Here is a 22,976-nt window from a genome sequence, read left to right as displayed (position 1 = left end):
CCCGGGACCACCGCCCCACCCCGGTTCCGTGCCACGCCGCCGAGTCCCCGAGGAGCGCCATGACCACCACCGAGACCCACGAGCCCTGGCGCATCGTCCTGGGGGAGCTCGACGAGAAGATGGGGGTCACCGTCCTCGAGGAGTCGGCCGAGCGGGTGGTGGCGTCCATGCCGGTCGAGGGCAACCGTCAGTCGCTGGGCCTGCTCCACGGCGGGGCCATGGTGGCCCTCGGCGAGGCCGTGGGCTCCTGGGCGGCGGTGATCCACGCGTCCACCATGGGCAAGGTCGCCGTGGGCGTGGACGTCAACGCCACCCACCACCGCTCCTCCCGCACGGGCACCGTGACGGCCACGGCCACCGCCCTGCAGCTCGGCCGGTCCCTCACCTGCCACGAGGTGGTCATCGAGCACGAGGACGGCGCGCGGCTGTGCACCGTGCGGATCACGAACTTCCTCAAGGACCGGCCGGAGCAGGCCCGGGCCGGGAACTAGGCCGTCCGGGGGCCGGTCAGGACGGACGCCCCAGCCGCCGGCGCAGGGAGTCGAGCTCCCCGGGGGCCAGCCCGGCGTCCACGAGCCAGCGCTCGGCGTCGAAACCCCTCAGCAGATCCCGGAGGGCCGCACTGCGCTCCGCCAGCAGCGCCGTGAGCTCGTGCTCGGGGTGGTGGCGCTCCACCGGGTGGGGGACCGGCGAGACGCGGTGCCACTCGTTGATCCCGCGTGCGGCGGCCTCGTCCTCCGCGAGGAGGCGCTCCGGCGGTGCGCCGGCCAGGCCCAGGAGCAGCAGCGCGAGCACCCCGGTCCGGTCGCGGCCGGCCGAGCAGTGCACCACCACGGCGCCCTCGGCGGTCGCCACCGCCCGCACCGCCTCGGCGAGGGGACCCGGGAACAGCCGCAGGTAGTCGCGGTACCCGCGCGGATGGTTGAGGTACGGCGTGCCCACCAGCGGGAACTGCGGATGGGAGGGGTCCTCGGTGGGGCGGTGCAGCACCGTGATGCCGGCGCGGGCGGCCGGGTCGTCGGCGGGGTCGGTGGGCCGGCGCCGCCGCTCGTCCGCGTTGCGCAGGTCCACGACCGTGCGCACGCCGTCCGCCGCGGCGGCGCGCCAGCCGGCGGGGGTCAGCCGTTCGGAGCGGCCCATCCGCCACACGTCCCCGGCCAGGTGCCGGGCGTTGAGCGCGCCGTCCCAGGTGGCGGGGGCGCCGGGCTGTGCCTGCATGCCCCCACGATAGGCCCCGCCTCCGACGCCGCCCTCCCGCCCCGCTCCGCTCCGCTCGGGCGCGCGAACGCACCGGTTCCGCCCGGGACGGCGGCACGGTTCGTGCGGTCCCGGACGGAACCGGTGGATTCGGCGGCGGGGCTGCGGGAGCTACCGGTCGTAGGTGAAGAAGCCCCTGCCGGTCTTGCGGCCCAGCTCGCCGCGGGCCACCATGTCCCGCATCAGCTGCGGCGGGGCGAAGCGCGGGCCCAGCTGCGACTCGAGGTACTCGGCGATGCCCAGGCGGACGTCCAGGCCCACGATGTCCGTCAGTGCCAGGGGACCGACCGGGAACCGGTAGCCCAGCACCATGGCGTTGTCGATGTCCTCCGGGGAGGCCACGCCCTCCTCGACCATGCGGATCGCCTCGAGGGCGATCGCCACGCCCAGCCGCGACGAGGCGAAGCCGGGGGCGTCGTTGACGACCACCGGGGTCTTGCCCAGGCCCTCGACCCACCGCACCGAGAGCCGCCTGAGCTCCTCGCCGGTGCGCTTCGAGTTCACGACCTCCACGAGCTTCGAGGCCGGCACGGGGTTGAAGAAGTGCAGGCCGCAGAACCGCTCGGGGCGGGCCAGCTGCTCGGCGAGCCCGTCCACGGACAGCGAGGACGTGTTGGTGGCCAGCCATGCGGTCTCGGCCAGGTGGCGCTCGACCTCCTGCAGGGCGGAGACCTTCAGGTCCCAGACCTCCGGGACCGCCTCCACGACCAGGTCGCACCCGGCGAAGTCGGCGTAGTCCAGGGACAGCGTGAGGTTCTGCGACCACTCGTCCAGGTTCCCGTCCACGCTCCCGCGCTCCAGGGACTTGGCGAGGTCCCGCTCGACCCGCTCCTGCGCGGCCTCGGCGGCCTGCCCGTCCCGCTCCACCACGGTCACCTGCGCCCCGGCGAGGAGAAAGGCGTGGGCGATGCCCGCGCCCATCCGGCCTCCGCCCAGGACGCCGACGACGGCGGGGACGGTCAGTGCGTGCTTCTCGGTCATGGTCGGGGTGCTCCTACTTCTTCTTGCGGTCGAGGAAGGCCTGCATGCGGTCGAACTTGGCCTGGGACTCGAAGAGCACGGCCTGGGCGAGCTCGTCGATGTGCGGGTGGGCGGCCGGCGGGGCGGCGAAGACCCGCTTGGAGATCCGCACCGCCAGCGGGTCCTGGGCGCCGATCCGGTCGGCCAGCGCGTGCGCGGCGGCCACCAGCCCGGCGGGCTCGTGCAGCTCGGTGACCAGGTGCAGGGCCAAGGCCTCCTGCGCGTCGAGGATCCGCCCGGCCAGCAGGATGTCCAGGGCGACCGGTTCCCCGACGAGCTCCTTCAGCCGCCACAGCCCGCCGGCGGCGGCGATGATGCCCAGGTTGGTCTCGGGCTGGCCGATCTTCAGGTGCGCGGTGGCGATGCGGAAGTCCGCGGCGTAGGCCAGTTCCGCGCCCCCGCCCAGGGCGTAGCCGTCGATCGCGGCGATCACCGGCATGGGCAGGTGGTGGATGCGGTCGAAGATCCGGGAGTTGATCCCGGCCAGGGCGTCGTCGCGGCGGCGCTCGCGCAGCTGGGCGATGTCGGCCCCGGAGGCGAAGATCCCCTTGCCGTTGACCTCGGTGCCGGAGAGGATCAGGATCTTCGGGTGGCGCTCCAGGTGGGCGCACACGGTGTGCAGCTCCTCGACCATGGTCGCGTCGATGGCGTTGCGCACGGCGGGGCGGTCCAGGACCACGTGCAGGCGGTCCTCGCGCTCCTCCAGCCGCAGGGCGGTGAACTCCCCGCCGAGGATCTCGCTGGGGCCCACCATCAGAGCTTCTCCACGAGCATCGCGGTGCCCTGGCCCACGCCCACGCACATGGTGGCCAGGCCGCGGTCGGCGCCCTCGCGCTCCATCCGGCCCAGCAGCGTGACGACCAGCCGGGAGCCGGAGGAGCCCAGCGGGTGACCGAGCGCGATGGCTCCGCCGTCGTTGTTGACGGTGCCCGCGTCGAGGCCCAGGCGGCGGATGCACGCCAGGGACTGGGAGGCGAAGGCCTCGTTGAGCTCGACCGCCCCGAGGTCGTCGATGCCCCAGCCGGTGCGCTCGAGCACCTTCTGGGTCGCGGGGACGGGGCCGATGCCCATGATCTGCGGCGGCACCCCGGCCGAGGCGCCGTCGACGATCCGGGCGCGGGGGGTCAGTCCGTACTTCTCGGCGGCGCGCTCGGAGACCACGAGGATCGCCGAGGCGCCGTCGTTGAGGGAGGAGGAGTTGCCGGCCGTGACGACCGTGCCGTGGCCGACCACGGGGCGCAGCTTCGCGAGGGCCTCCATCGAGGTGCCCGGGCGGGGGCCCTCGTCGGTGTCCACGACCGTCGTGGCGCCCTTGCGGCCCGTGACGGTGACGGGCACGATCTCCTCGGCGAAGCGCCCGGCGTCGATCGCGGCGATCGCCTTCTCGTGGGAGGCCACGGCGAAGGCGTCGGCGTCCTCGCGCGAGATCCCGTCGACGATCGCGACCTCCTCGGCCGTCTCCGGCATCGAGTAGGTCATCTTGTCGTGCTTCGTGAACTCGGGGTTGGTGAAGCGCCAGCCGATGGAGGTGTCGAAGACCTCCCCGGGCTTGGCGTAGGCCTTGGCGGGCTTCTCCATGACCCAGGGGGCCCGGGACATGGACTCCACCCCGCCGGCGACGACGATGTCGGCGGCCCCGGCCTTGATCATGTGGGAGGCCATGATGATGGCCGACAGCCCGGAGGCGCAGAGCCGGTTGACGGTGATGCCCGGGACGGTGTCGGTGAAGCCGGCCAGCAGCCAGGCCATGCGGGCCACGTTGCGGTTCTCCTCGCCGGCGCCATTGGCGTTGCCGAGGATCACCTCGTCGACGTCGTGCGGGTCGATCCCGGCGTCGGTCACCGCGTGCTTGACCACGAGGGCGGCCAGGTCGTCGGGGCGCACGCCCGCCAGTGCGCCGCCGTAGCGGCCCACCGGGGTGCGGGCCCCGCCGACGAGGAGGGCCTGAGGGGTGGAGGGCATGGATGGACTCCTGTCGCGACGGGGAGTGGCCGGTGGCCGGGCATCGTCGCCCGACTTTACTGACCGATCGTTCATCAAACCTTCGCACGCGGGCGCCCGCGGGTCAACAGCCGCACGGTGATCCCGGGACACCGGGACCGCGGACACCGTGGTCGCCGGGCGGGCGTGAGATCCTGGCCTCCTCGTCGCCGGCACGAACCGGCGCGTCCGCCGGGTCACGGGAGGTGCAGGATGTCGTTCCAGGAGTCCATGGAGCTCGTCGGGGAGGCGGTCGACGTCGCCGGCGTGGTCGCCATCGTCATCGGGACGCTGGTGGCCAGCCTCCTGGCGCTGCGGGAGCTGCTGGGACGCCGGGGCGGGGACCGCGACACCTACGAGAGCTACCGGCAGCGGCTCGGACGCTCGATCCTGCTGGGCCTGGAGCTGCTCGTGGCCGCGGACATCATCAAGACCGTCGCCATCACCCCCACGTTCGAGTCGGTGGGCGTCCTGGCGCTGATCGTGCTCGTGCGCACCTTCCTCAGCTGGTCCCTGGAGCTCGAGATCACCGGGCGGTGGCCGTGGCAGAAGGAGCACGCGGCCCCGGCGCCACCGGCCCGGCGGGCAGGCTAGCCGGGCCCGGGCCGGACGCTCAGACCTCGGGCGGGAACTCCTCGGGACGCAGGTCGCGGCTGCACGGGACGCGGTGCCCGGGCGCCAGCTGGTTGGCGGCCCGCGCGAGGACGTCCCGGTGCCGGGGCGGCAGGTACAGGGCATGGTGCAGGTAGGCGTCGAGCTCCAGCTCCCCGACCTCTCCGCCCAGGTGGACGTACCGCAGCCACAGCTCGCGGGCTCCCAGCCCGGTGCTCGTCAGCGCGGTGCGGATCATCCTGGCCTGTGTCCTGGCGACGGTCCGATCGTCCATCTGACCCCTTCTGCCCGCTCCCCCCAGGATAGTCGGGGCGCCGGGTCCGCGGCAGGTCCGCACGCGCCCCCGCCGGTGGCGCCGCGGCGCGCCCGGCAGCGCCGCGGCCCTCCCCGGCAGCGCCGCGGCCCGCCTCGGCGGGACCGCGGGCCGGCCGGGGCGGGCGCAGCGGAGGCCGCCGCGGCTACGGGCGGGCCGCGGCGCGCAGCCCCGCCCCGACGGCGTCCAGCCACGCCCCCACCGACCGGTGGGCCTGCCCGGTGCCCGGGTAGCGGGCGCGCAGGTGCAGGCCGCCCTCGCCCACCACGAACCAGACCTGCACCCCGGTGGTCGGTGCGGCCGCGGAGATGTGCTGCGCTCGCTGCTCCGGCGCCGGCGCGGCCGGCAGCCGCCGGTAGTCGAGGTAGGACAGCATGAACATGCCCGGGGGCACGGGCATGCCGCCGTGGGGCCGCAGGATCGGCTCCAGGGCGTGCGAGCCGAGCTCCAGGGTCTCGCGGACGGCGGCCCGGCAGGACTCCGGGGCGGGGTCCGAGCACTCGAGCACCGAGTTGGTGATGAACCAGCCCACGGCGTCCCGCCAGCGCGGCTCAGTGCGGCTGTGCACGGGCAGCACCGCGCGCAGGGGCCGGCCCGCCAGGTCCGCGGTCGCCCGGGTCAGCACCGAGACCACCAGCACCAGCAGCCGGACGCGCAGCGCCCCCGCCCGGGCCTCCAGGCGGGCGAGGTCCGCGGCGTCCAGGACGTCGCGCGTGGTCACGGTCTCGGGCACCGGTGCGCCGAGCTCCCCCAGGGGCAGCGGGAAGACCGGCATCGTGCCGCCGCCGTCCGCGAGGATCCGCGCCCAGCGCCGGGCGACGTGCGGCGGTGCCGGCGGGCGCGCGGCGAGCTCGCGCGTGTGCTCGACGAAGGACGCCGCGGGCGCACGGCCCGCCCCGACCGGGCGCCCGGCGCGGTGGTCGGCCATCCCGTCGAGGAGGTCCCGGGCGAGCAGGGGCAGGGACCAGGCGTCCACGTGGGCGTGGTCGGCCGCGAGCACGACGACGACGGGCCCGGCCGCGGGCTCGATCAGGCACAGCCGGTGCGAGGGGCGGGCCAGCGGGGAGCACGCGCTGTCGGCCACCGCCTGCAGAGCGGCCCGGGTGCCGGAGGCGCCGACGTCGTGGCCGGTCCACACCGGCCGCACGGCGTCGGCGATCTCGTGCAGCCGGACCCGGCCGTCGTCGTCGGCGGAGAACACGGTGCGCAGCGTGTGGTGCCGCTGCACGACCCCGGCCCAGGCCGCCCCGAGCTCCGCGCGGCTCACGGGGGCAGCGAGCTCCAGGGACACCGCCATCCAGGACCCTGGGCGGGGGCCGGTGCCCACGTGCATGCCCTGGTCGAAGGACACCGGCAGCGGACGGCCGGTGCCGGTGACGGGGACCGTGCAGCTGGAGAGACGCCCCTCGGGCAGCCGGGCCTGCGAGATGCTGGTCAGCCGCATGCGCACCTTCCTGGTCGGGCGGGAGCGGTCCGGCCGCCCGGGACACCCCGGTCCACCGGTGGTCACAATCTACGCGTACCGTGACGGCATGCCGACGCTCGACCTGCCCCGCTGCCGACTGTCCTACGACGTGACCGGTTCCGGCCCGCCGGTGGTCCAACTGCACGGGCTGCTCTCCGACCGGGAGGCCAGCGCGGCCGGTGGCCTCGACCTGGCGTCCGGGCTGACCGGGCACCGGACCGTGCGCTACGACGCCCGGGGGCACGGCCGCTCCGCGGCGGAGCCGGTGGCCGCGGACTGGGCCTGGCCGCGGCTGGCCGAGGACCTGCTGGAGCTGCTGGACGCCGTGGCTCCCGGGGAGCCGGTGCACGGCATCGGCCCGTCCATGGGCGCGGCCACGCTGCTGCACGCGGCCCTGGCCCGCCCCGGACGGTTCCGCTCGCTCACACTGTGCGTGCCCTCGACGGCCTGGGGGACGCGCCGCGCCCAGGCCCGGACGTACCGGGGGAGCGCGGCGCTCGTGGAACGCCACGGCCTGGAGGCCTACCTCCGGGCCGGGCGGGCCGCGGTCCGGCCTCCGGCGGTCGCGGACCGTGCGCCGCACCCGCCGCGCGTCGACCCCCGGCTGCTCCCCGCCGTGCTGCGCGGCGCCGCCGCGACCGACCTCCCTCCGGCCGGGGAGCTGGCCCGGATCGGCGTGCCCGCCCTGGTGCTGGCCTGGGCCGGCGACGACGCCCACCCGCTGTCCACGGCCGAGGCGCTGCGCGAGGTCCTGCCCGGGGACGGCCTGCACGTGGCCGGCAGCCCCGAGGAGCTGGCCGGGTGGCCGCTGCGGTGCGCGGACTTCGTCCGGGCGGTGGAGCGCCGGGCCGGGGCGGCCGGCTGACCCGGGCGGGGCCGGGCGGGACTCAGAGCCGGCGGCCGGCGGTGAGGGAGGCGGTCATGAACTCGGCGACGACCTGCTGGGAGATGGCCACGTCCAGGACGAACACCCCGTCCTGGTGGGTGTCCAGCCAGTCCTGCAGGTGCTGGAGGTCGGCCAGGGTGGTGGCCTTGGTCCCGGCCGCGCCCATCGCCCGGCCCAGGGCGGCGAAGTCGACCTCGTCGATGAGCATCGCGGTGGGGTCCAGGCCCTTGGAGGCGTACTGGTGCAGCTCGGCGCCGTAGGCGGAGTCGTTGAGGACCACGATCACCCCGCGGCGGGTGGCGCGCAGGAAGGTCTCGAGGTCGGCCAGGCCCATCAGACCGCCGCCGTCGCCGGTGACGAAGACGGTGGTGCGCTCGGGGCGTGCGATCGAGACCCCGGCGGCGGCGCCGAAGCCCAGGCCGATGGACTGGAAGGCGGTGCCGACCAGGACCATGGCCTGGGGGTCGGGGACGGTGAGGTACATCGGGGCCCAGCCGATGAAGTGGCCTCCGTCCATCACCACCGAGCGCTCCGCGGGGAGGATGTGCTCGAGGGCCGCGACCACGGCGCGGGGGTTGAGCCGGCCGTCGGGGCCGAACTCGGCCGGGTCCTCGGTGGGGGCCGAGGAGCGGAAGGCGTCCCCGGCGACCTCGGGGGCCGCGGCGCGCCAGGTGCGGGCCGGGTCGACGGCGGGGGTGCGGGCCAGCAGCCCGGCCAGGGCCACGTCCAGGTCCGCGCGCAGGTAGTCGGTCACGGCCGGGTGGGCCACCGCGGCCTCGGGTTCGTTGTCGATGCGGATCATCGGGGTGCCTTCGGCGAAGAGGGTGCCGTAGCGGGACTGGAAGGCGTTCAGCGAGGCCCCGGCGACCAGGACGAGGTCGGCCTGGCGGGCCGTGGCCAGGCGGTGGTCGCGGGTGAAGCCCCCGGCGATGCCCAGGTCCCAGGGGGAGTCGAAGACCCCGGTGGCCATCACGGAGGTCATGAACAGGGCTCCGAGGCGGTCCCCGAGCTCGGTGAGCGCGGTGCTGGCTCCGGCCAGCAGCACCCCGCGCCCGGCCAGGATCAGGGGCCGCTCCGCGCCCCGCAGCAGCCCGGCGATCCGGTTGAGCTCCTCGGCCGCAGCGGTGTGGGCGGGCTTGGCCGGCAGCGGCTCCAGGTCCACCTGCTCGGTGAGGGCGGCGGTGGCGTGGTCGTAGGGGATGGCCAGCACCACCGGCTGCACGGTGCGGGCGGCGAGGTCGAAGGCGCGGTGGGTGAGCGCGGTGGCGTTGGACGGGGTGGCGGTCAGGGTGGTGACCCCGGCGGCGGCGGCCGCGCCGGTCTGGTCGATGTCGAAGGCACGGGCGCCCGTGGTGGGGGCGTCGCCCACGACGAGGACCAGCGGGATCCGGGCCATCCGGGCCTCGGCCAGGGCGGTGTAGGTGTTGGTGAACCCGGCCCCGTAGGTGGTCGTGGCCGCCCCGACGCGCCCGGTGGCCCGGTGGTAGGCATCGGCCATCGCCACGGTGGCGGCCTCGTGCCGGGCGGAGGTGAAGCCGAAGCCGCGGGAGGTCAGCGAGCTGATCAGGTGCGCGTTGCCGTTGCCCATCAGCCCGAACAGGTGGTCGGTGCGCTCGGCCAGCACGTCCGCCACCGCCGTGGAGACCGTGGGGAGCAGCGGATCGGGCGTCGTGTGGGTGGTCATGGAGAAGTCCTTCCGGCGGAGCGGGGTCCTGGGTGTGAGCGGGGTGTGCTCGGGGCGGGGCCCGGGGCGGGAGCTGGGTGTGCTCGGGGTGGTGCCGGCACGGGCGGAGCCGCCCGCCCGCACCCGTGGGTGCCGGCGGGCGGCTCCGCCCGTGCCGGGCTGCCGTCGCGGTCAGTCGCGCCGGCGCTCGGCGGCCTCCGCGGCCGCGAGGATCTCGGCGGCCTCGGGGTGCTCGGAGACGTAGTCCTCGTGCACGTCCTGGACGTGCAGGTCGATCTCCTGGATGTTCTTGGGGACCATGGACACGGCGATGAAGGAGACGATCGCGATGCCCGCGATGTAGACGCCGATCGTCCAGGACATCCCGGTCTCGTTGAGCAGCAGCTGGGCGATCATCGGGGCGAACGCGCCGCCGATGATGGAGCCGAAGGCGTAGCCGATCGAGACGCCCGAGTAGCGCACCCGGGCGGGGAACATCTCGGCGTAGAGCGCCGACTGCGGGCCGTAGGACGGGCCCAGGCCCACGGTGAGGATCACGATGGACAGGGCGAACAGCGGCAGGGACGCGGTGTCGAGCAGGAACCACATCGGCACGGCCCACAGGATGATGATCCCGTAGCCGATCTGGAAGGTGCGCACGCGCCCGATCTTGTCCGAGATCCAGCCGCCGAACATCGTGAACACGAGCCAGCCCACGCCGCCGATCAGGGACGCGATGAGGGTCTGCGAGCGCGGCATGCCCAGCACGTTGGCGCCGTAGGAGGCGAAGAACGCGATGACCAGGTAGCCGGCGGCGTTGTTGGCGGCGAAGATCAGGGCCGCGAGGGTGACCTGCTTGGAGTTGTGCTTGAACAGCTGGCCCAGGGGAGCGGAGGACTCCTTCTTGCGCAGCTGCATCTCCTTGAACACCGGGGACTCGTCCACGGTCTTGCGGATCAGGTAGCCGACCACGATGAGCACCACGGAGGAGATGAACGGGATGCGCCAGCCCCAGGCCTGGAAGGCCTCGGGGGACATCGCCGAGGTGACGGCGAACATGAAGCCCGTGGCGAGCAGCATGCCCAGCGGCACGCCGATCTGCGGGTAGGCGCCGAAGAGCCCGCGCTTGTTGCGCGGGGCGTGCTCCACGGACATCAGGGCCGCGCCGCCCCACTCGCCGCCGGCGGAGAAGCCCTGCATGACGCGCAGGAGCACCAGGAGGATCGGCGCCCAGACGCCGATGGTGGCGTAGGTGGGCAGCAGGCCGATCAGCATCGTCGCCGCGCCCATGCCCACGAGGGTGAGGACCAGGACGAGCTTGCGGCCGTACTTGTCGCCGAGGTGCCCGGCGACCACCGCGCCGAGCGGGCGGAACAGGAAGCTGATGCCGAGGGAGGCCCACGCGACCACCTGGGCGAGACCGGCGTTCTCCTCGGACAGCGGGGCGAAGTACAGCGGGGCCAGGACGAAGGCCGCCGCCTGGGCGTAGATGAAGAAGTCGTACCACTCGATGGTGGTGCCCACGAGGGTGCCGGCGAGGACCTTGCGCTCCTCGCGCGACATCTCGTGCCGCCCGGCCGGGGCGGATGAAGTGTGCGCCATGGGATCTCCAGGAAAATCGGGGACGACGAGGTCCTCGGCGGAACCGAACGCAATGTGACCGAACGTTCGGTAGTTATGGGAGATACTACGGCTCGACGTGACGCCTGTCACCCTGTGCGGCACACCGTCCGCGCTCCTGTCACGACTGTGACGCGGATCCCGTGCGGGCCCCGGCTCGGCCGGGCACGGCAACGCCCCCGGGCCCGGTCCTGGGGGAGGACCGGGCCCGGGGGCGGGGTGTCCGCGGCGGTTCAGCGGTAGAGGCGCTCCGTGGCCAGGCGGGCGCCCTCGACGAGGGACTCGAGCTTGGCCCAGGCGATCTGGGGGTGCAGCCGTCCGCCCAGACCGCAGTCGGTCGAGGCCACGACGTTCTCGCGGCCCACCACGGAGGCGAACTGCTCGATCCGGTCGGCCACCAGCTCCGGGTGCTCCACGACGTTCGTCGAGTGCGAGACCACTCCGGGGATGATGACCCGGCCCTCGGGCAGCGGGTGGTCCCGCCAGACCTTCCACTCGTGGGCGTGGCGGGCGGAGGCGCCCTCGAAGGTGTAGCCGCCGGCGTTGATGGTCAGCATCAGGTCCACGAGGTGCTTCAGCTCGAGGTCCGTGGTGTGCGGGCCGTGCCAGGAGCCCCAGCACAGGTGGAAGCGGACCTGCTCCTCGGGGATCCCCCGCAGCGCGTGGTTGAGCGCCTCGACGCGCAGCTGCGTGAAGGCCAGGTAGTCCTCCACCGTGGGCTCCGGGTTGACCTGGTCCCAGGACTCCGCGATGGAGGGGTCGTCGATCTGCACGGTCAGCCCCGCGTCCGTGATCGCCAGGTACTCCTCGCGCATCGCGTCGGCGCACGCGTAGACGAGCTCCTCGTCGGTCCGGTAGTACTCGTTCGTCACGCGCGCGGCGGAGCCGGGGGAGAGGGCGGCGACGAACCCGGTCCCCGCCCCGGCGGCCGTCATGGCGGCCCGGAGGTGGCGCACGTCCGAGGCCACCGCCTCCTGCCCGGTGTAGCTCAGCGGCCCGGTGATCTTGGGCTGCGTGGTCGAGGAGCGTCCCGTGAGGATGCCCGACGCCGGGTCCTCGTACGCCTCCCGGAACCGCTCGCGGTCCCGGCGGTCCGGGAAGCTCGTGAGCACGATGTGCCCGGGCGAGGAGCGCCTCTTCTCCGTGGACGCCCACCGGTCCTCGTCGGACGGCGTGAGCCCGCCGAGGCGGGAGAAGGAGTAGTTCCACCACGCGCCGTAGTCGACCGCGCTGGACATGGTGTGCCCGTACTCGCCGTCGTTGACGACGTCCAGGCCGATCTCGCGCTGCCGGCGGACCACGTCCTCGACGCCGACGGCGAGCTCCTCGGTGAGCTGCTCGAACGTGATGGTGCCCTCGGCGTGCTGCCGGTTGGCCTCCAGCAGCCGCGGGGTGCGCGGCAGGGAGCCCACGTGCGTGGTCTGCACGTGGTCGGTGTTCTGCATGGTCATGCGTGTCCTCCTCGGGGAACGACTTGCGGCGGGAACGACTTGCGGCGGGAACGACGGGCGGCGGGAGCGGCGGGCGGCGGGAGCGGCGGGCAGCCGCGGACAGCAGGGGGAGCGGCGGGCGGCTGGGGGCCGGCCGCGAGCGGCGGGCGGTCGCGGGGACCGGCCGGCGGCGGTGCCGGTCAGGACCAGAGCCGGCGGGAGGCGAGCTCGGCGCCCCGGCCGAGCGACTCGAGCTTGGCCCAGGCGATCTGCGGGTGGATCCGCCCGCCCAGCCCGCAGTCGGTCGAGGCGATGACGTTCTCACGCCCCACCAGGCGGGCGAAGCGCTCGATCCGGTCGGCCACCAGCTCGGGGTGCTCCACCACGTTGGTCGCGTGGGAGACGACGCCCGGGACGAGGACCTTGCCCTCGGGCAGCCGGTGGTCCTGCCAGACCCTCCACTCGTGCTCGTGCCGGGCGTTGGCGGCCTCGAAGCTGTAGCCGCCCGCCCGGATGGAGAGCACGAGCTCCACCAGGTGCTCGAAGCCGAGGTCGGTGGTGTGCGGGCCGTGCCAGGAGCCCCAGCACAGGTGGAAGCGGACCTGCTCCTCCGGGATCCCCTCCAGGGCGTAGTTGAGGGCCTCGACGCGCTTGCGGGTGAACGCGAGGTAGTCCTCCACGCCGGGCTCGGGGTTGACCTGGTCCCAGTTCTCCGCGATGGAGGGGTCGTCGATCTGCACGATCAGCCCGGCGTCGGTGATGGCCCTGTACTCCTCGCGCATGACCTCGGCGCACGCGGCGAGCACCTCGTCCTCGTCCGCGTAGTGGGTGTTCTCCAGCCGGGCGCAGGAGCCCGGGGACAGCGCGGCGAGATAGCCCTCGCTCGCGCCCGTGGCCCGCAGGGCGGCCCGGAGGTGGCGGATGTCGGCCTCCACGGCCGCGTGACCCGTGTACTCCAGCTTCCCGGTGATCCTCGGGAACGGCGCCTGCGTGCCCGTGGTGATCCCCGAGGCGGGGTCCGTGTAGGCGTCGTGGAAGGCCTGGCGGTCCCGGCGGTCCCCGAAGCTGGTCAGGACCACGCGGCCGGGGGAGGAGCGCTGCGGCTCCTGCTCCCACAGTCCCACCTCCCCCGGGGTGAGGCCCGAGATCCGGGCGAAGACGTAGTGCCACCACGCGCCGTAGTCGACGTCCGCGGCCATGGCGTGGCCGTACTCGCCGTCGTTGACCACGTCGATCCCGGCCTCGCGCTGCCGGCGGACCACGTCCAGCACGGAGTCGTGGAGCAGGGCCTCGTGCTCGGGCCCCGGGGCGCCGCCCTTCGCCCGGTTGGCCTCGAGCAGCGCCGGGGTGCGCGGGAGGGACCCGGCGTGGGTCGTGCGGATGCGGTCCGTGCTGCGCAGCATGGGGCGTCGGTCCTTTCCATCGGTCCTGGCGGTAGCACCGGAGGGGACGGGGGCCGTCGCCCGGGTTGCTGCGGCGTCGTCGAGCCAGATCTCTCGGCCGCTCTGGATGGTGACCCTGTCATCCAACCGCACGCGTGCGCCCGGCGCCATTCGGGGCCCGGATGACGGACATGACGCCGTGTGACGCCGTCCGGCGCCCGCTCCCGTGCGGCGATGCCCTTCGCGAACATGGCCCGGATCACATACCGTGGCGATGATCCGTGCCCCTCACCCCGCGGGCACGGCGGACCAGAGGAAGGACTCCCATGTCCCAGACGCCCCAGCAGCAGGACCTCGAGGGCCGCACGGCGCTCGTCACGGGCGGCGCGAGCGGCATCGGCCTGGCGGCGGCCAGGGCCCTCGCCGGCTCCGGCGCGCACGTGGTCGTGGCCGACGTCGACGAGGCCGGCGCGCAGCGCGTCGCCGAGGAGCTCGGCGGCCGCGCCTGGTCGGTCGACCTGCTCGACACCGCGGCGCTCGCGGACCTGAGCCTCGAGGTGGACGTGCTGGTCAACAACGCCGGCATCCAGAAGGTCTCCCCCCTGCACGAGTTCGACCCGGCGGACTTCCACCGGATCCTGGTCCTGATGCTGGAGTCCCCGTTCCTGCTGGTCCGCGCCGCGCTGCCGCACATGTACGAGCAGGGGTGGGGGCGGGTCGTCAACGTCTCGTCCGTCCACGGCCTGCGCGCCTCGCCGTACAAGAGCGCCTACGTCTCCGCCAAGCACGGTCTCGAGGGGCTCTCGAAGACCATCGCCCTGGAGGGGGCGGCGCACGGGGTGACGAGCAACTGCGTCAACCCCGGCTACGTCCGCACCCCGCTGGTGGAGAAGCAGGTCGCGGACCAGGCCGCGGTGCACGGGATCCCGGAGTCCGAGGTGGTGGAGCGGATCATGCTCGGCGAGACGCCGGTCAAGAAGCTCGTGGAGCCCGAGGACGTCGGCAGCCTCGTGGCCTGGCTGGCCGGGCCGCACGCGTCCATGGTCACCGGGGCGTCCTACACGATGGACGGCGGCTGGACCGCCCGCTGAGCCCCGCCCCGCCCGGCGGCGGGCCGCCGTGCCTGGCCCGGGCGGCATCCGGGCGGGCCGGCATCCGGGCGGCAATCGGCCCGGTTCCGCCGGTCTCGCCGGTCCCGCCGGTCCGCAGGCCCCGGAATCCCGGGCACTCCCGGCGGCCCGGCCGGACCGGGACGTTCAGCGGTGGCCCAGCTCCCGGGAGAGCCGGTGGGCCTCCGTGAGCAGGGCCCGTCCCAGGGGCTGACGGCGCTCACCGGTGAACCGCGGCTCGATGCCCGTGAGGCTCAGGGCGTAGACCGGGGCCCCCGTGGCGTCGAAGACCGCGGCGGCCATGCCCCAGCTGCCCTCCACGATCAGCCCGGGGTTCACCGCAAAGCCCTCCCGCCGCACGTCCGCGAGCAGCTCGCGGATCCGCTCGGGCGTGTGCAGCGGCCCCCACCCGGCGCGTGCCCCGGCGGTGGCCGCGAGGACCCGCTCCACCTCCGGGTCCGGGAGGTGGGCCAGGATCGCGAGCCCCGCCGAGGCGACGCCCAGGGGCAGCCGCAGGCCCTCGTAGAGGACGTGCGAGCGGATGGGGAACGCGCCCTCGACCCGGGCGAGGCAGACCGTCTCCAGCCCGCGGCGGGCCGAGAGGAACGCGCTCTCGCCGGTGGCCTCCGCGAGCCGGCGCAGCGAGGGCCCGGCCAGTTCCCGGATCGGGTAGCGGTGGGCCGCCACGGCGCCCAGCACGTACAGCTCCGGACCCAGCTGCCAGGTCCCCGTCCCCGCGTCCCGGTCCACGAGGCCCTCCTCGGCCAGCCCCGTGAGCAGCCGGTGCACGGTGGGCCGGGTCAGCCCGGTCTGCGCCGCGAGCTCCGCCACCGTGCTGCCCTGCTCCCGGCCGGCCACGGCCCGCAGCAGCCGCCCCACCCGGTGGACCACCTGGGTCCCCGATCCCGTCTCCCGCTCCGCTCCCATGGCTCCACTATATGGACACCGTGCCCGTGAATGGCCGGATGCTGAGGAGAAGGGCTGTCATTCCGCCGATTCTGTTGACCGGTATGTGGAGGCTCCCTAGATTGAGTGCTGAGTCACAGTCGGACGAGAGGGAGGGACCAGGTGTCCAAGGTCAGGGACAACGCCGCCGAGCTGCTGGCGGAGAGCCTGCAGGACGGCATGACGCTCGCCGTGGGCGGCTTCGGGTTGAGCGGGATCCCCCGGGATCTCATCGAGGCGGTGCGGGACTCCGGGGTCACGGACCTCACGGTGGTCTCCAACAACATGGGCGTGGACGGCAAGGGACTCGGGGTGCTGCTTGAGAACCGCCAGGTGCGGAAGGTCCTCGCCTCCTACGTGGGCGAGAACAAGCTGTTCGCCCAGCAGTACCTGGACGGCGAGCTCGAGGTCGAGTTCAACCCCCAGGGGACCCTCGCCGAGCGGCTCCGGGCCGGCGGCGCGGGCATCCCCGCCTTCTACACGAAGACCGGGGTCGGCACCCTCGTGGCCGAGGGCAAGCCGCACGCCGAGTTCGACGGCGAGACCTACGTGCAGGAGCGCGGCATCGTCGCCGACATCGCCCTCGTGCACGCCCACACCGGCGACCCCGACGGCAACCTCGTCTACCGCTACACCGCGCGCAACTTCAACCCGGTCGTCGCGACCGCCGGGAAGGTCACCTTCGCCGAGGTGGAGCACCTGGTGGACGTCGGCGGGATCCACCCGGACCACGTGGTGACCCCGGGCGTCTACGTCCAGCACGTCGCGCGCTACAGCGGCGCCCCCAAGGACATCGAGCAGCGCACCGTCCGTCCCCGCCCGACCGGGCGGGCCGACCAGCAGAACGGAGACCAGGCATGAGCTGGACCCGCGACGAGATGGCGGCGATCGCCGCCGTGGAGCTCTCCGACGGCGACTACGTCAACCTCGGCATCGGCATCCCCACCCTCGTGGCCAACAACCTGCCCGAGGGTGTGAACGTGGTGCTGCAGTCCGAGAACGGCGTGCTCGGCATGGGCCCGTTCCCGTACGACGGCGACGAGGACCCGGACCTCATCAACGCCGGCAAGCAGACCATCACCCTGCTGCCCGGGGCGTCCGTCTTCGACTCCGCCACCTCCTTCGGGATGATCCGCGGCGGCCACGTCAAGATCGCGATCCTCGGCGCCATGCAGGTCTCCGGCAGCGGCGACCTCGCCAACTGGATGATCCCCGGCAAGATGGTCAAGGGCATGGGCGGGGCCATGGACCTCGTGGCGGGCACCCCCCGCGTCGTCGTGCTCACCGAGCACGTGACCAAGGACGGCTCCGCCAAGATCAGGACCGAGTGCGACCTCCCCCTCACCGGCGTGCGCGTGGTCGACCGCATCGTCACGGACCTGTGCGTGTTCGACGTCGAGGACGGCGGGCTCGTGCTGCGCAGCCTCGCCCCCGGCGTCAGCGAGGACGAGATCCGCGAGAAGACCGAGGCGTCCTTCCGCACCGACCTGCAGGACGTCACCCCCGACACCGTCCCCACCGAGACCGCCGCCGCTCCCGGCGGCGCTGAGGAGAACCGATGAGCACCGCCACCGACGTCGTCGTCCTGTCCGGCGCCCGCACGCCCCAGGGCAAGATCCTGGGCCACCTGGCCTCCCTCACCGCGGCCGAGCTGGGCGCCCACGCCATCCGGGCCGCGCTCGAGCGCGGCGGGATCACCCCCGAGCAGGTGGACTACGTCCTCATGGGCCACGTCCTGCAGGCCGGCGCCGGGCAGAACCCGGCCCGCCAGGCGGCCGTCACGGCGGGCATCCCGCTGAGCGTGCCCGCCGAGACCGTCAACAAGGTCTGCCTCTCCGGGCTCGTGGCCATCACCAACGGCGCCCGGATGATCCGCGCGGGCGAGGCCGAGATCGTGGTGGCCGGCGGCCAGGAGTCCATGACCAACGCCCCGCACCTCGCGATGGGCGTGCGGCAGGGCAAGAGCTACGGCGACCTCAAGCTCGAGGACGCGGTGGCCAAGGACGGGCTCGTGGACGTCGCCGCGTGCGTGTCCATGGGCTCGCTCACCGAGTCCGGCAACGGCGAGCGCTCGATCTCCCGCGAGGAGCAGGACGAGGTCGCCGCCCGGAGCCACCAGCGCGCGGCCCGCGCCGCGGAGGAGGGCGTCTTCCGCGACGAGATCGCCCCCGTGTCCGTGCCGCAGCGCAAGGGCGAGCCGCTGGTCGTCGACACCGACCAGGGCGTCCGGCCGGACTCCACGGCGGAGTCCATGGCGCGGCTGCGCCCGGCCTTCGCGCAGGACGGCACGATCACGGCCGGCAACTCCTCGCCCCTGTCGGACGGCGCGGCCGCCGTGGTGCTGACCAGCCGGGAGTACGCCGAGCGCCACGGCCTCGAGTACCTGGCCGTGGTCGGGGCCGCCGGACAGGTGGCCGGGCCCGACACCTCGCTGCACTCCCAGCCGTCCCGGGCGATCGAGGCCGCGCTCGGGAGGGCCGGCTGGTCCGTGCAGGACCTGGACTTCATCGAGATCAACGAGGCGTTCGCGTCCGTGCTGATCCAGTCGCTGCGGGACCTCGACTACCCGCTGGAGCGGGCCAACATCCACGGCGGGGCCGTGGCCGTCGGCCACCCCATCGGCGCCTCCGGGGCGCGCCTGGCGCTGCACGCGGCGTTCGAGCTCGCCCGCCGCGGGTCCGGCCGCGCCGCCGTGTCCCTGTGCGGCGGCGGCGGCCAGGGCGAGGCGCTGCTGCTCCACCGCGACTGACCCTCGTCCGTCCGGCCCCGGGCCCGGATGACCACCGTCCTCCGTGGTCCTCCGGGCCCTCTGTGGGTCTCCGGGGCCGTGGCGGCCGGGTCGGCGTCCACGGCGGTCAGGGGGCCGCCTCGCCGCGGCCCGGGGAGTGGGGGCGGCTCCCGGGGTGGGCGCACGGGAGCCGCCGGCTCACGCGGTGCGCTCCCGGGCGCTCGCCGGGCGCAGGAGATCGGCGCTCGTGGGGACGCGCGGGTGGTACCGGCGGTCCAGCAGCGTGTTGGCCGCCCAGGCCAGCAGGTCCCGCTCGCGGGGCGGCAGCTCCAGGCACCGGTGCAGGTACGCCCCGACCTCGAGCTCGTCGGCGCTCCCGCCGAGGCCGAGGTAGCGGACCCAGAGCCGGCGGTGCGGGATCGACGCGCGCTCGAGCGCCTGGTGCAGTCTGACGGCCTGTTCCATGCCCAGGGAGTCGTCCATCGCGGTTCCTTCCGTACGGTGCGGGGGGTGCGGGGCGGGAGGCTGGTGCATCCGTCCACGGGTTCCACCGTAGGAAAGGGGTGGTGCCGGGGCCACGGTATTCGCGGAGGTACACCATTGTGTCCCCGTGTGAGGAAACGTCCGGCTCGCTCCCAGCCGACGCAGAGCCCACCCCGCCCCCGCCAGCCCGCCCCGCCCGGCCCCGCGTCGCCGCCCCGGCCCCGCCCGTCACGTCCGCCGAGCGCACCGGTCCGGCCCGAGAGGCGCGGAAGAGACCCCCGGTCTCGGGCGGAGCTGGTGAGTCCGGCGGGTCGGGAGGCGGGCCGGCCGGCGGGTCGGGAGACGGGGCAGGAGCCGGGTCAGGAGGCGACGACGGCGCCGTAGAGCTCCTCGAAGCGGGCGCGGACCGCACGGTAGTGCTCCGCGCGGTCCGGCTCCGGCTCGTGCGCCGGGCCGTAGGGCGGGCGGGCCCGCTCGACGTCCGGGGCCAGCGTCTCGAGGGCGAGCAGGGCTGTGCCGCGCAGGGTCGCGCGCTTGAACTCGGCGCGCGCCACCGGCTTGCCCAGGGTGTCGGCCAGGATCTGCATCAGCCCGGGCACGTCCTGGGACGCGCTGCCCGAGGCGACGACGCGCTCCACGCCGCCGGCGACGTCCTCGAGCTGCTCGGCCACCCGCGCGTAGGAGGCCGCCACGCCCTCCAGCACGCCCCGCGCCAGGTCCGCGCCGGTGGACGCGGCGGTCACGTCGGCCAGCACCGCCCGGGCGCCGCCGGCCCAGCCGGTCGAGCGCTCGCCGGTGAAGAAGGGCAGCACCACCGGGGTGCCCTCCGTGACCTCCGCCGCGGCGACGTCCTCCAGCGTGGTGTCCTCCGGCAGGGCGAGGGTGTCCTCGAGCCAGCTGATCGCCCGGCCGACGTCGTTGAGGGCCCCGCCCAGCAGGCACCGCTGCGCGTCGATGCGGTAGCACCACAGCCCGCTCGGCACCCGTTCCGGGATCCGGTGCAGCAGCACGCGCGCGGCCCCGGAGGTGGCGGCCGAGACGACCAGCGTCGAGGCGTCGGCGCCCCCCGATCCGAGGTTGGCGCTCAGCCCGTCGGCCACCGGTGCGAACCAGTGCGCCCCCTCGAGGACCGGCCACCGTTCGGCCACGGACGCCGCGACGTCCGGGATCGGCTCGTGCGGGTCCAGGACCGGGCTGAGCTGCCCGGCGTCCAGGCCGCAGGCGAGCAGCAGCGGCTCGTCCCACCGGCCCGTGCGCCGGTCCAGCAGGCCGGTCCAGGCGGCCGTGGCGGTCCCGGCGCATGCGGTGCCCAGCAGGCGCAGGTGCACGTACTCGCCCAGCGACATCCACCGCCGCGCCCGCTCCCACGTCCGCGGGTCCGTCTCCCGGATCCAGCGCAGCCGCGGGGCCAGGTAGGAGGTGTGCAGCCGGGCTCCGGTGCGCTGCAGGGTGGCGGGTTCGTCGAGCTCCTCGCGCAGCCCGGCCAGCTCCGCGCCGCACCGGGAGTCGGCGTAGGTGAAGCAGGGGGTGAGGGCCTCGTCGTCGTCCCCGACCCCCACGAGCGAGGACGCGAAGGTGTCCAGGGCCACCCCGGCCACCCGCCCCGCCAGTTCGGGACCGGCGAGGACGAGGTCGAGGATCGCGGCCAGTTCCTCCACGACCTGGTCGGGGTCGATCACGGAGGTGCCGTCGGACGCCGTGCGGAACTCGTGCTCGATCTTGTGCCGGTAGCCGAGCACCGGGGTCCCCGTGGCGTCGTGCAGACCGCCCCGGCTGCCCGTGGAGCCGACGTCGAGCGCCATGACGAGCGGGTCGACCGCCTCGTCCAGCTCCACGCTGAAGTCGGCGCCGTCGTCCGGCCGCGGGGGCCTCGGGTGGTGGCTCATGGTGGGCTCCTCCTGGGGGCTGCGCGGCTGGCCCCAGTGTAGGAGGACACCCTGTGCCGGGGACCACATGGTGAGACGGCCGTCCGCCCCTCAGAAAGTTGCGGTGGCGAAGCGTATTCTGGACGGCGGGCCGCCGGCGGCCGGCCCGGGCGCTCCGCCCCCACGGGGACCGCCCGCTCCGCCCCGGACATCGCCGCAGGACCCTCCGGACATCCTCGACCAAGGAGACGCAGCTCCGTCATGCCCCACCTCCGCTCCCGCACCTCGACCCACGGCCGCAACATGGCCGGCGCCCGCGCCCTGTGGCGTGCCACCGGCATGGGCGACGACGACTTCGGGAAACCGATCGTCGCGATCGCGAACTCGTACACGCAGTTCGTTCCCGGCCACGTGCACCTGAAGGACATGGGTGATCTCGTGGCCTCCGCGGTCAAGGAGGCGGGCGGCGTCGCGAAGGAGTTCAACACCATCGCGGTCGACGACGGCATCGCGATGGGCCACGACGGCATGCTCTACTCCCTGCCCTCCCGCGACATCATCGCGGACTCCGTGGAGTACATGGTCAACGCCCACCGGGCCGACGGCCTGGTCTGCATCTCCAACTGCGACAAGATCACGCCGGGCATGCTGCTGGCCGCGCTGCGGCTCAACATCCCCGTGGTCTTCGTCTCCGGCGGGCCCATGGAGTCCGGCGAGGCCGTCGAGGGCGTCGTCGAGCACCGCCTGGACCTCGTGGACGCCATGTCCATGGCCGTGGACGAGTCCGTGACCGACGAGCAGCTGGGCCAGATCGAGCGCAACGCCTGCCCCACCTGCGGGTCCTGCTCCGGGATGTTCACCGCCAACTCCATGAACTGCCTCACCGAGGCCCTCGGGCTGTCCCTGCCCGGCAACGGCACCACGCTGGCCACCCAGGTGGCCCGCAAGGAGCTCTTCCTGGAGGCCGGCCGCCGGGTGGTGGACCTGTGCTGCCGCTACTACGAGCAGGACGACGAGTCCGTGCTGCCGCGCAACATCGCCACGAAGGCTGCCTTCGAGAACGCCATGGCCCTCGACATCGCCATGGGCGGGTCCACCAACACGATCCTGCACATCCTCGCCGCCGCCCAGGAGGGCGAGATCGACTTCACGCTCCCGGACATCGACGCCCTGTCCCGGCGGGTGCCCTGCCTGTGCAAGGTCGCGCCGAACTCCACGCGCTTCCACATCGAGCACGTGCACCGTGCCGGGGGCATTCCCGCGATCCTCGGGGAACTGCGCCGGGCGGGGCTGCTCAACGAGGACGTGCACACGGTGCACGCCCCGGACCTGGCCACCTGGTTGGACGAGTGGGACATCCGCAGCGGCAGGGCCTCCGCACGGGCGCAGGAGCTGTTCCTCGCCGCCCCCGGCGGCGTGCGGACCACCCAGGCGTTCTCCACGGCCAACAGGTTCGAGTCCCTCGACCTCGACGCCGAGGACGGCTGCATCCGCTCCGTGGCGCACGCCTACACGCAGGACGGCGGCCTGGCGATCCTCTACGGCAACATCGCCGAGGACGGGGCGGTCATCAAGACGGCCGGCATCGACGAGGAGCTGTTCCACTTCGTCGGCAAGGCCTTCGTGGTGGAGTCCCAGGACGAGGCCGTGTTCGAGATCCTGTCCAAGAACGTCCAGCCCGGCGACATCGTGGTCATCACCCACGAGGGCCCCAAGGGCGGGCCGGGCATGCAGGAGATGCTCTACCCGACCTCCTACCTCAAGGGTCTCGGCCTCGGCCGCGAGTGCGCCCTCATCACCGACGGCCGGTTCTCCGGCGGCACCTCCGGCCTGTCGATCGGGCACATCTCCCCGGAGGCCGCCGCCGGCGGGGCCGTGGGCCTCATCGAGACCGGCGACGAGATCGAGATCGACGTCGCGCACCGCGTGCTGCGCGTCAACGTGGACGACGCGACGCTGGCCGCCCGGCGCCGGGCGAAGGGCCCGGCGCCCTGGTACCCCACGAAGCCGCGCGAGCGCCAGGTCTCCAAGGCGCTGCGGGCCTACGCCTCGATGGTCACCTCCGCGGACAAGGGCGCCGTCCGCGTGATCTGACCCTCCCCCTTCCCTCCTCCCCCTCCCGCCGAGGTGGCAGCTGACGGCGACCGAGCACCCCTCGGTCGCCGTCCGCTGCCACCTCGGCGGGCAAGGGGGTGAGGTGAGAGGGGCGTCACGTCCA

21 protein-coding genes and 1 riboswitch are annotated in these 22,976 nt (G+C 74.1%); of the genes, 8 read left to right on the top strand and 13 right to left on the bottom strand.

Features of this window, described 5'->3' with window-relative positions:
- Nucleotides 1-59 precede the first annotated feature (59 nt).
- On the top strand, nt 60-491 hold the full coding sequence (locus QYM41_RS01350; protein ID WP_368797933.1) for a hotdog fold thioesterase: 432 nt from the start codon (nt 60-62) through the stop codon (nt 489-491).
- Nucleotides 492-507: 16 nt separating this feature from the next.
- Here QYM41_RS01350 and QYM41_RS01345 read toward each other — a convergent pair whose 3' ends face one another.
- The 4 genes from QYM41_RS01345 to QYM41_RS01330 all read right to left on the bottom strand — a co-directional run bounded on the left by QYM41_RS01345 (nt 508) and on the right by QYM41_RS01330 (nt 4,239).
- Nucleotides 508-1,218, bottom strand: coding sequence for a tyrosine-protein phosphatase (locus QYM41_RS01345; RefSeq protein ID WP_368797932.1), 711 nt, complete (start codon nt 1,216-1,218; stop codon nt 508-510).
- 150 nt (nt 1,219-1,368) lie between these two features.
- Nucleotides 1,369-2,238 carry a 3-hydroxyacyl-CoA dehydrogenase family protein gene (locus tag QYM41_RS01340; protein WP_368797931.1) on the bottom strand — a complete coding sequence of 290 codons (870 nt, stop codon included), beginning with the start codon at nt 2,236-2,238 and terminating at the stop codon, nt 1,369-1,371.
- Nucleotides 2,239-2,251: 13 nt separating this feature from the next.
- Nucleotides 2,252-3,031, bottom strand: a complete 780-nt coding sequence (locus tag QYM41_RS01335) for an enoyl-CoA hydratase/isomerase family protein (protein WP_368797930.1) — start codon at nt 3,029-3,031, stop codon at nt 2,252-2,254.
- Nucleotides 3,031-4,239 (bottom strand): thiolase family protein, encoded by a 1,209-nt coding sequence (locus QYM41_RS01330; protein ID WP_368797929.1) that lies wholly within the window; start codon nt 4,237-4,239, stop codon nt 3,031-3,033. The genes QYM41_RS01335 and QYM41_RS01330 overlap by 1 nt, the downstream gene beginning before the upstream one ends.
- Before the next feature lie 231 nt (nt 4,240-4,470).
- Between QYM41_RS01330 and QYM41_RS01325 the strand changes: the two genes are divergently transcribed.
- On the top strand, nt 4,471-4,851 hold the full coding sequence (locus QYM41_RS01325) for a DUF1622 domain-containing protein (protein WP_368797928.1): 381 nt from the start codon (nt 4,471-4,473) through the stop codon (nt 4,849-4,851).
- Nucleotides 4,852-4,870: 19 nt separating this feature from the next.
- Here QYM41_RS01325 and QYM41_RS01320 read toward each other — a convergent pair whose 3' ends face one another.
- The gene (locus QYM41_RS01320) at nt 4,871-5,143 is read right to left on the bottom strand and encodes a hypothetical protein (protein WP_368797927.1); all 273 of its coding nucleotides are present in this window, start codon (nt 5,141-5,143) and stop codon (nt 4,871-4,873) included.
- 184 nt (nt 5,144-5,327) lie between these two features.
- Entirely contained in the window at nt 5,328-6,626 is a 1,299-nt protein-coding gene (locus tag QYM41_RS01315; protein ID WP_368797926.1) for a condensation domain-containing protein, read from the bottom strand.
- A gap of 88 nt (nt 6,627-6,714) precedes the next feature.
- Between QYM41_RS01315 and QYM41_RS01310 the strand changes: the two genes are divergently transcribed.
- On the top strand, nt 6,715-7,512 hold the full coding sequence (locus tag QYM41_RS01310) for an alpha/beta fold hydrolase (RefSeq protein ID WP_368797925.1): 798 nt from the start codon (nt 6,715-6,717) through the stop codon (nt 7,510-7,512).
- 22 nt (nt 7,513-7,534) lie between these two features.
- Here the strand turns inward: QYM41_RS01310 and QYM41_RS01305 are convergent, their stop codons facing one another.
- The 4 genes from QYM41_RS01305 to QYM41_RS01290 form a co-directional block, all read right to left on the bottom strand.
- Nucleotides 7,535-9,217, bottom strand: coding sequence for a thiamine pyrophosphate-binding protein (locus QYM41_RS01305; protein WP_368797924.1), 1,683 nt, complete (start codon nt 9,215-9,217; stop codon nt 7,535-7,537).
- 171 nt (nt 9,218-9,388) lie between these two features.
- On the bottom strand, nt 9,389-10,798 hold the full coding sequence (locus QYM41_RS01300) for an MFS transporter (RefSeq protein ID WP_368797923.1): 1,410 nt from the start codon (nt 10,796-10,798) through the stop codon (nt 9,389-9,391).
- Between the two features lie 251 nt (nt 10,799-11,049).
- Nucleotides 11,050-12,267 carry a cobalamin-independent methionine synthase II family protein gene (locus QYM41_RS01295; RefSeq protein ID WP_368797922.1) on the bottom strand — a complete coding sequence of 406 codons (1,218 nt, stop codon included), beginning with the start codon at nt 12,265-12,267 and terminating at the stop codon, nt 11,050-11,052.
- A gap of 179 nt (nt 12,268-12,446) precedes the next feature.
- Nucleotides 12,447-13,649: a cobalamin-independent methionine synthase II family protein gene (locus tag QYM41_RS01290; RefSeq protein ID WP_368797921.1), complete on the bottom strand. Its 1,203-nt coding sequence runs from the start codon at nt 13,647-13,649 to the stop codon at nt 12,447-12,449.
- 13 nt (nt 13,650-13,662) lie between these two features.
- Nucleotides 13,663-13,762, bottom strand: a riboswitch (SAM riboswitch).
- Between the two features lie 192 nt (nt 13,763-13,954).
- Between QYM41_RS01290 and QYM41_RS01285 the strand changes: the two genes are divergently transcribed.
- Nucleotides 13,955-14,719, top strand: a complete 765-nt coding sequence (locus tag QYM41_RS01285) for a 3-hydroxybutyrate dehydrogenase (RefSeq protein ID WP_368797920.1) — start codon at nt 13,955-13,957, stop codon at nt 14,717-14,719.
- A gap of 165 nt (nt 14,720-14,884) precedes the next feature.
- Here the strand turns inward: QYM41_RS01285 and QYM41_RS01280 are convergent, their stop codons facing one another.
- A complete protein-coding gene (locus QYM41_RS01280; protein WP_368797919.1) occupies nt 14,885-15,664 on the bottom strand; it encodes an IclR family transcriptional regulator in 780 nt (259 codons plus the stop codon).
- Nucleotides 15,665-15,805: 141 nt separating this feature from the next.
- Between QYM41_RS01280 and QYM41_RS01275 the strand changes: the two genes are divergently transcribed.
- The 3 genes from QYM41_RS01275 to QYM41_RS01265 are packed head-to-tail and all read left to right on the top strand — an operon-like array spanning nt 15,806 to nt 18,431.
- Nucleotides 15,806-16,543, top strand: a complete 738-nt coding sequence (locus QYM41_RS01275) for a CoA transferase subunit A (RefSeq protein ID WP_368797918.1) — start codon at nt 15,806-15,808, stop codon at nt 16,541-16,543.
- A complete protein-coding gene (locus QYM41_RS01270; protein ID WP_368797917.1) occupies nt 16,540-17,244 on the top strand; it encodes a CoA transferase subunit B in 705 nt (234 codons plus the stop codon). The genes QYM41_RS01275 and QYM41_RS01270 overlap by 4 nt, the downstream gene beginning before the upstream one ends.
- Nucleotides 17,241-18,431 carry an acetyl-CoA C-acetyltransferase gene (locus QYM41_RS01265; protein WP_368797916.1) on the top strand — a complete coding sequence of 397 codons (1,191 nt, stop codon included), beginning with the start codon at nt 17,241-17,243 and terminating at the stop codon, nt 18,429-18,431. The genes QYM41_RS01270 and QYM41_RS01265 overlap by 4 nt, the downstream gene beginning before the upstream one ends.
- 177 nt (nt 18,432-18,608) lie before the next feature.
- Here the strand turns inward: QYM41_RS01265 and QYM41_RS01260 are convergent, their stop codons facing one another.
- Both QYM41_RS01260 and QYM41_RS01255 read right to left on the bottom strand, forming a co-directional pair.
- A complete protein-coding gene (locus QYM41_RS01260; RefSeq protein WP_368797915.1) occupies nt 18,609-18,893 on the bottom strand; it encodes a hypothetical protein in 285 nt (94 codons plus the stop codon).
- 359 nt (nt 18,894-19,252) lie between these two features.
- Nucleotides 19,253-20,779 (bottom strand): gluconokinase, encoded by a 1,527-nt coding sequence (locus QYM41_RS01255; RefSeq protein ID WP_368797914.1) that lies wholly within the window; start codon nt 20,777-20,779, stop codon nt 19,253-19,255.
- Between the two features lie 240 nt (nt 20,780-21,019).
- Here QYM41_RS01255 and ilvD point away from each other — a divergent pair, with 240 nt between their 5' ends.
- Nucleotides 21,020-22,852, top strand: a complete 1,833-nt coding sequence (gene ilvD, locus QYM41_RS01250) for a dihydroxy-acid dehydratase (protein WP_368797913.1) — start codon at nt 21,020-21,022, stop codon at nt 22,850-22,852.
- Nucleotides 22,853-22,976: the final 124 nt, after the last annotated feature.

Origin of the sequence: Kocuria oxytropis, from assembly GCF_040981195.1 — a bacterium.
In the GTDB taxonomy this organism is placed as follows: domain Bacteria; phylum Actinomycetota; class Actinomycetes; order Actinomycetales; family Micrococcaceae; genus Kocuria; species Kocuria oxytropis.
The sequence above is the reverse complement of the archived record's forward strand: the minus strand, read 5'-3'. Positions and strand labels throughout refer to the sequence as shown.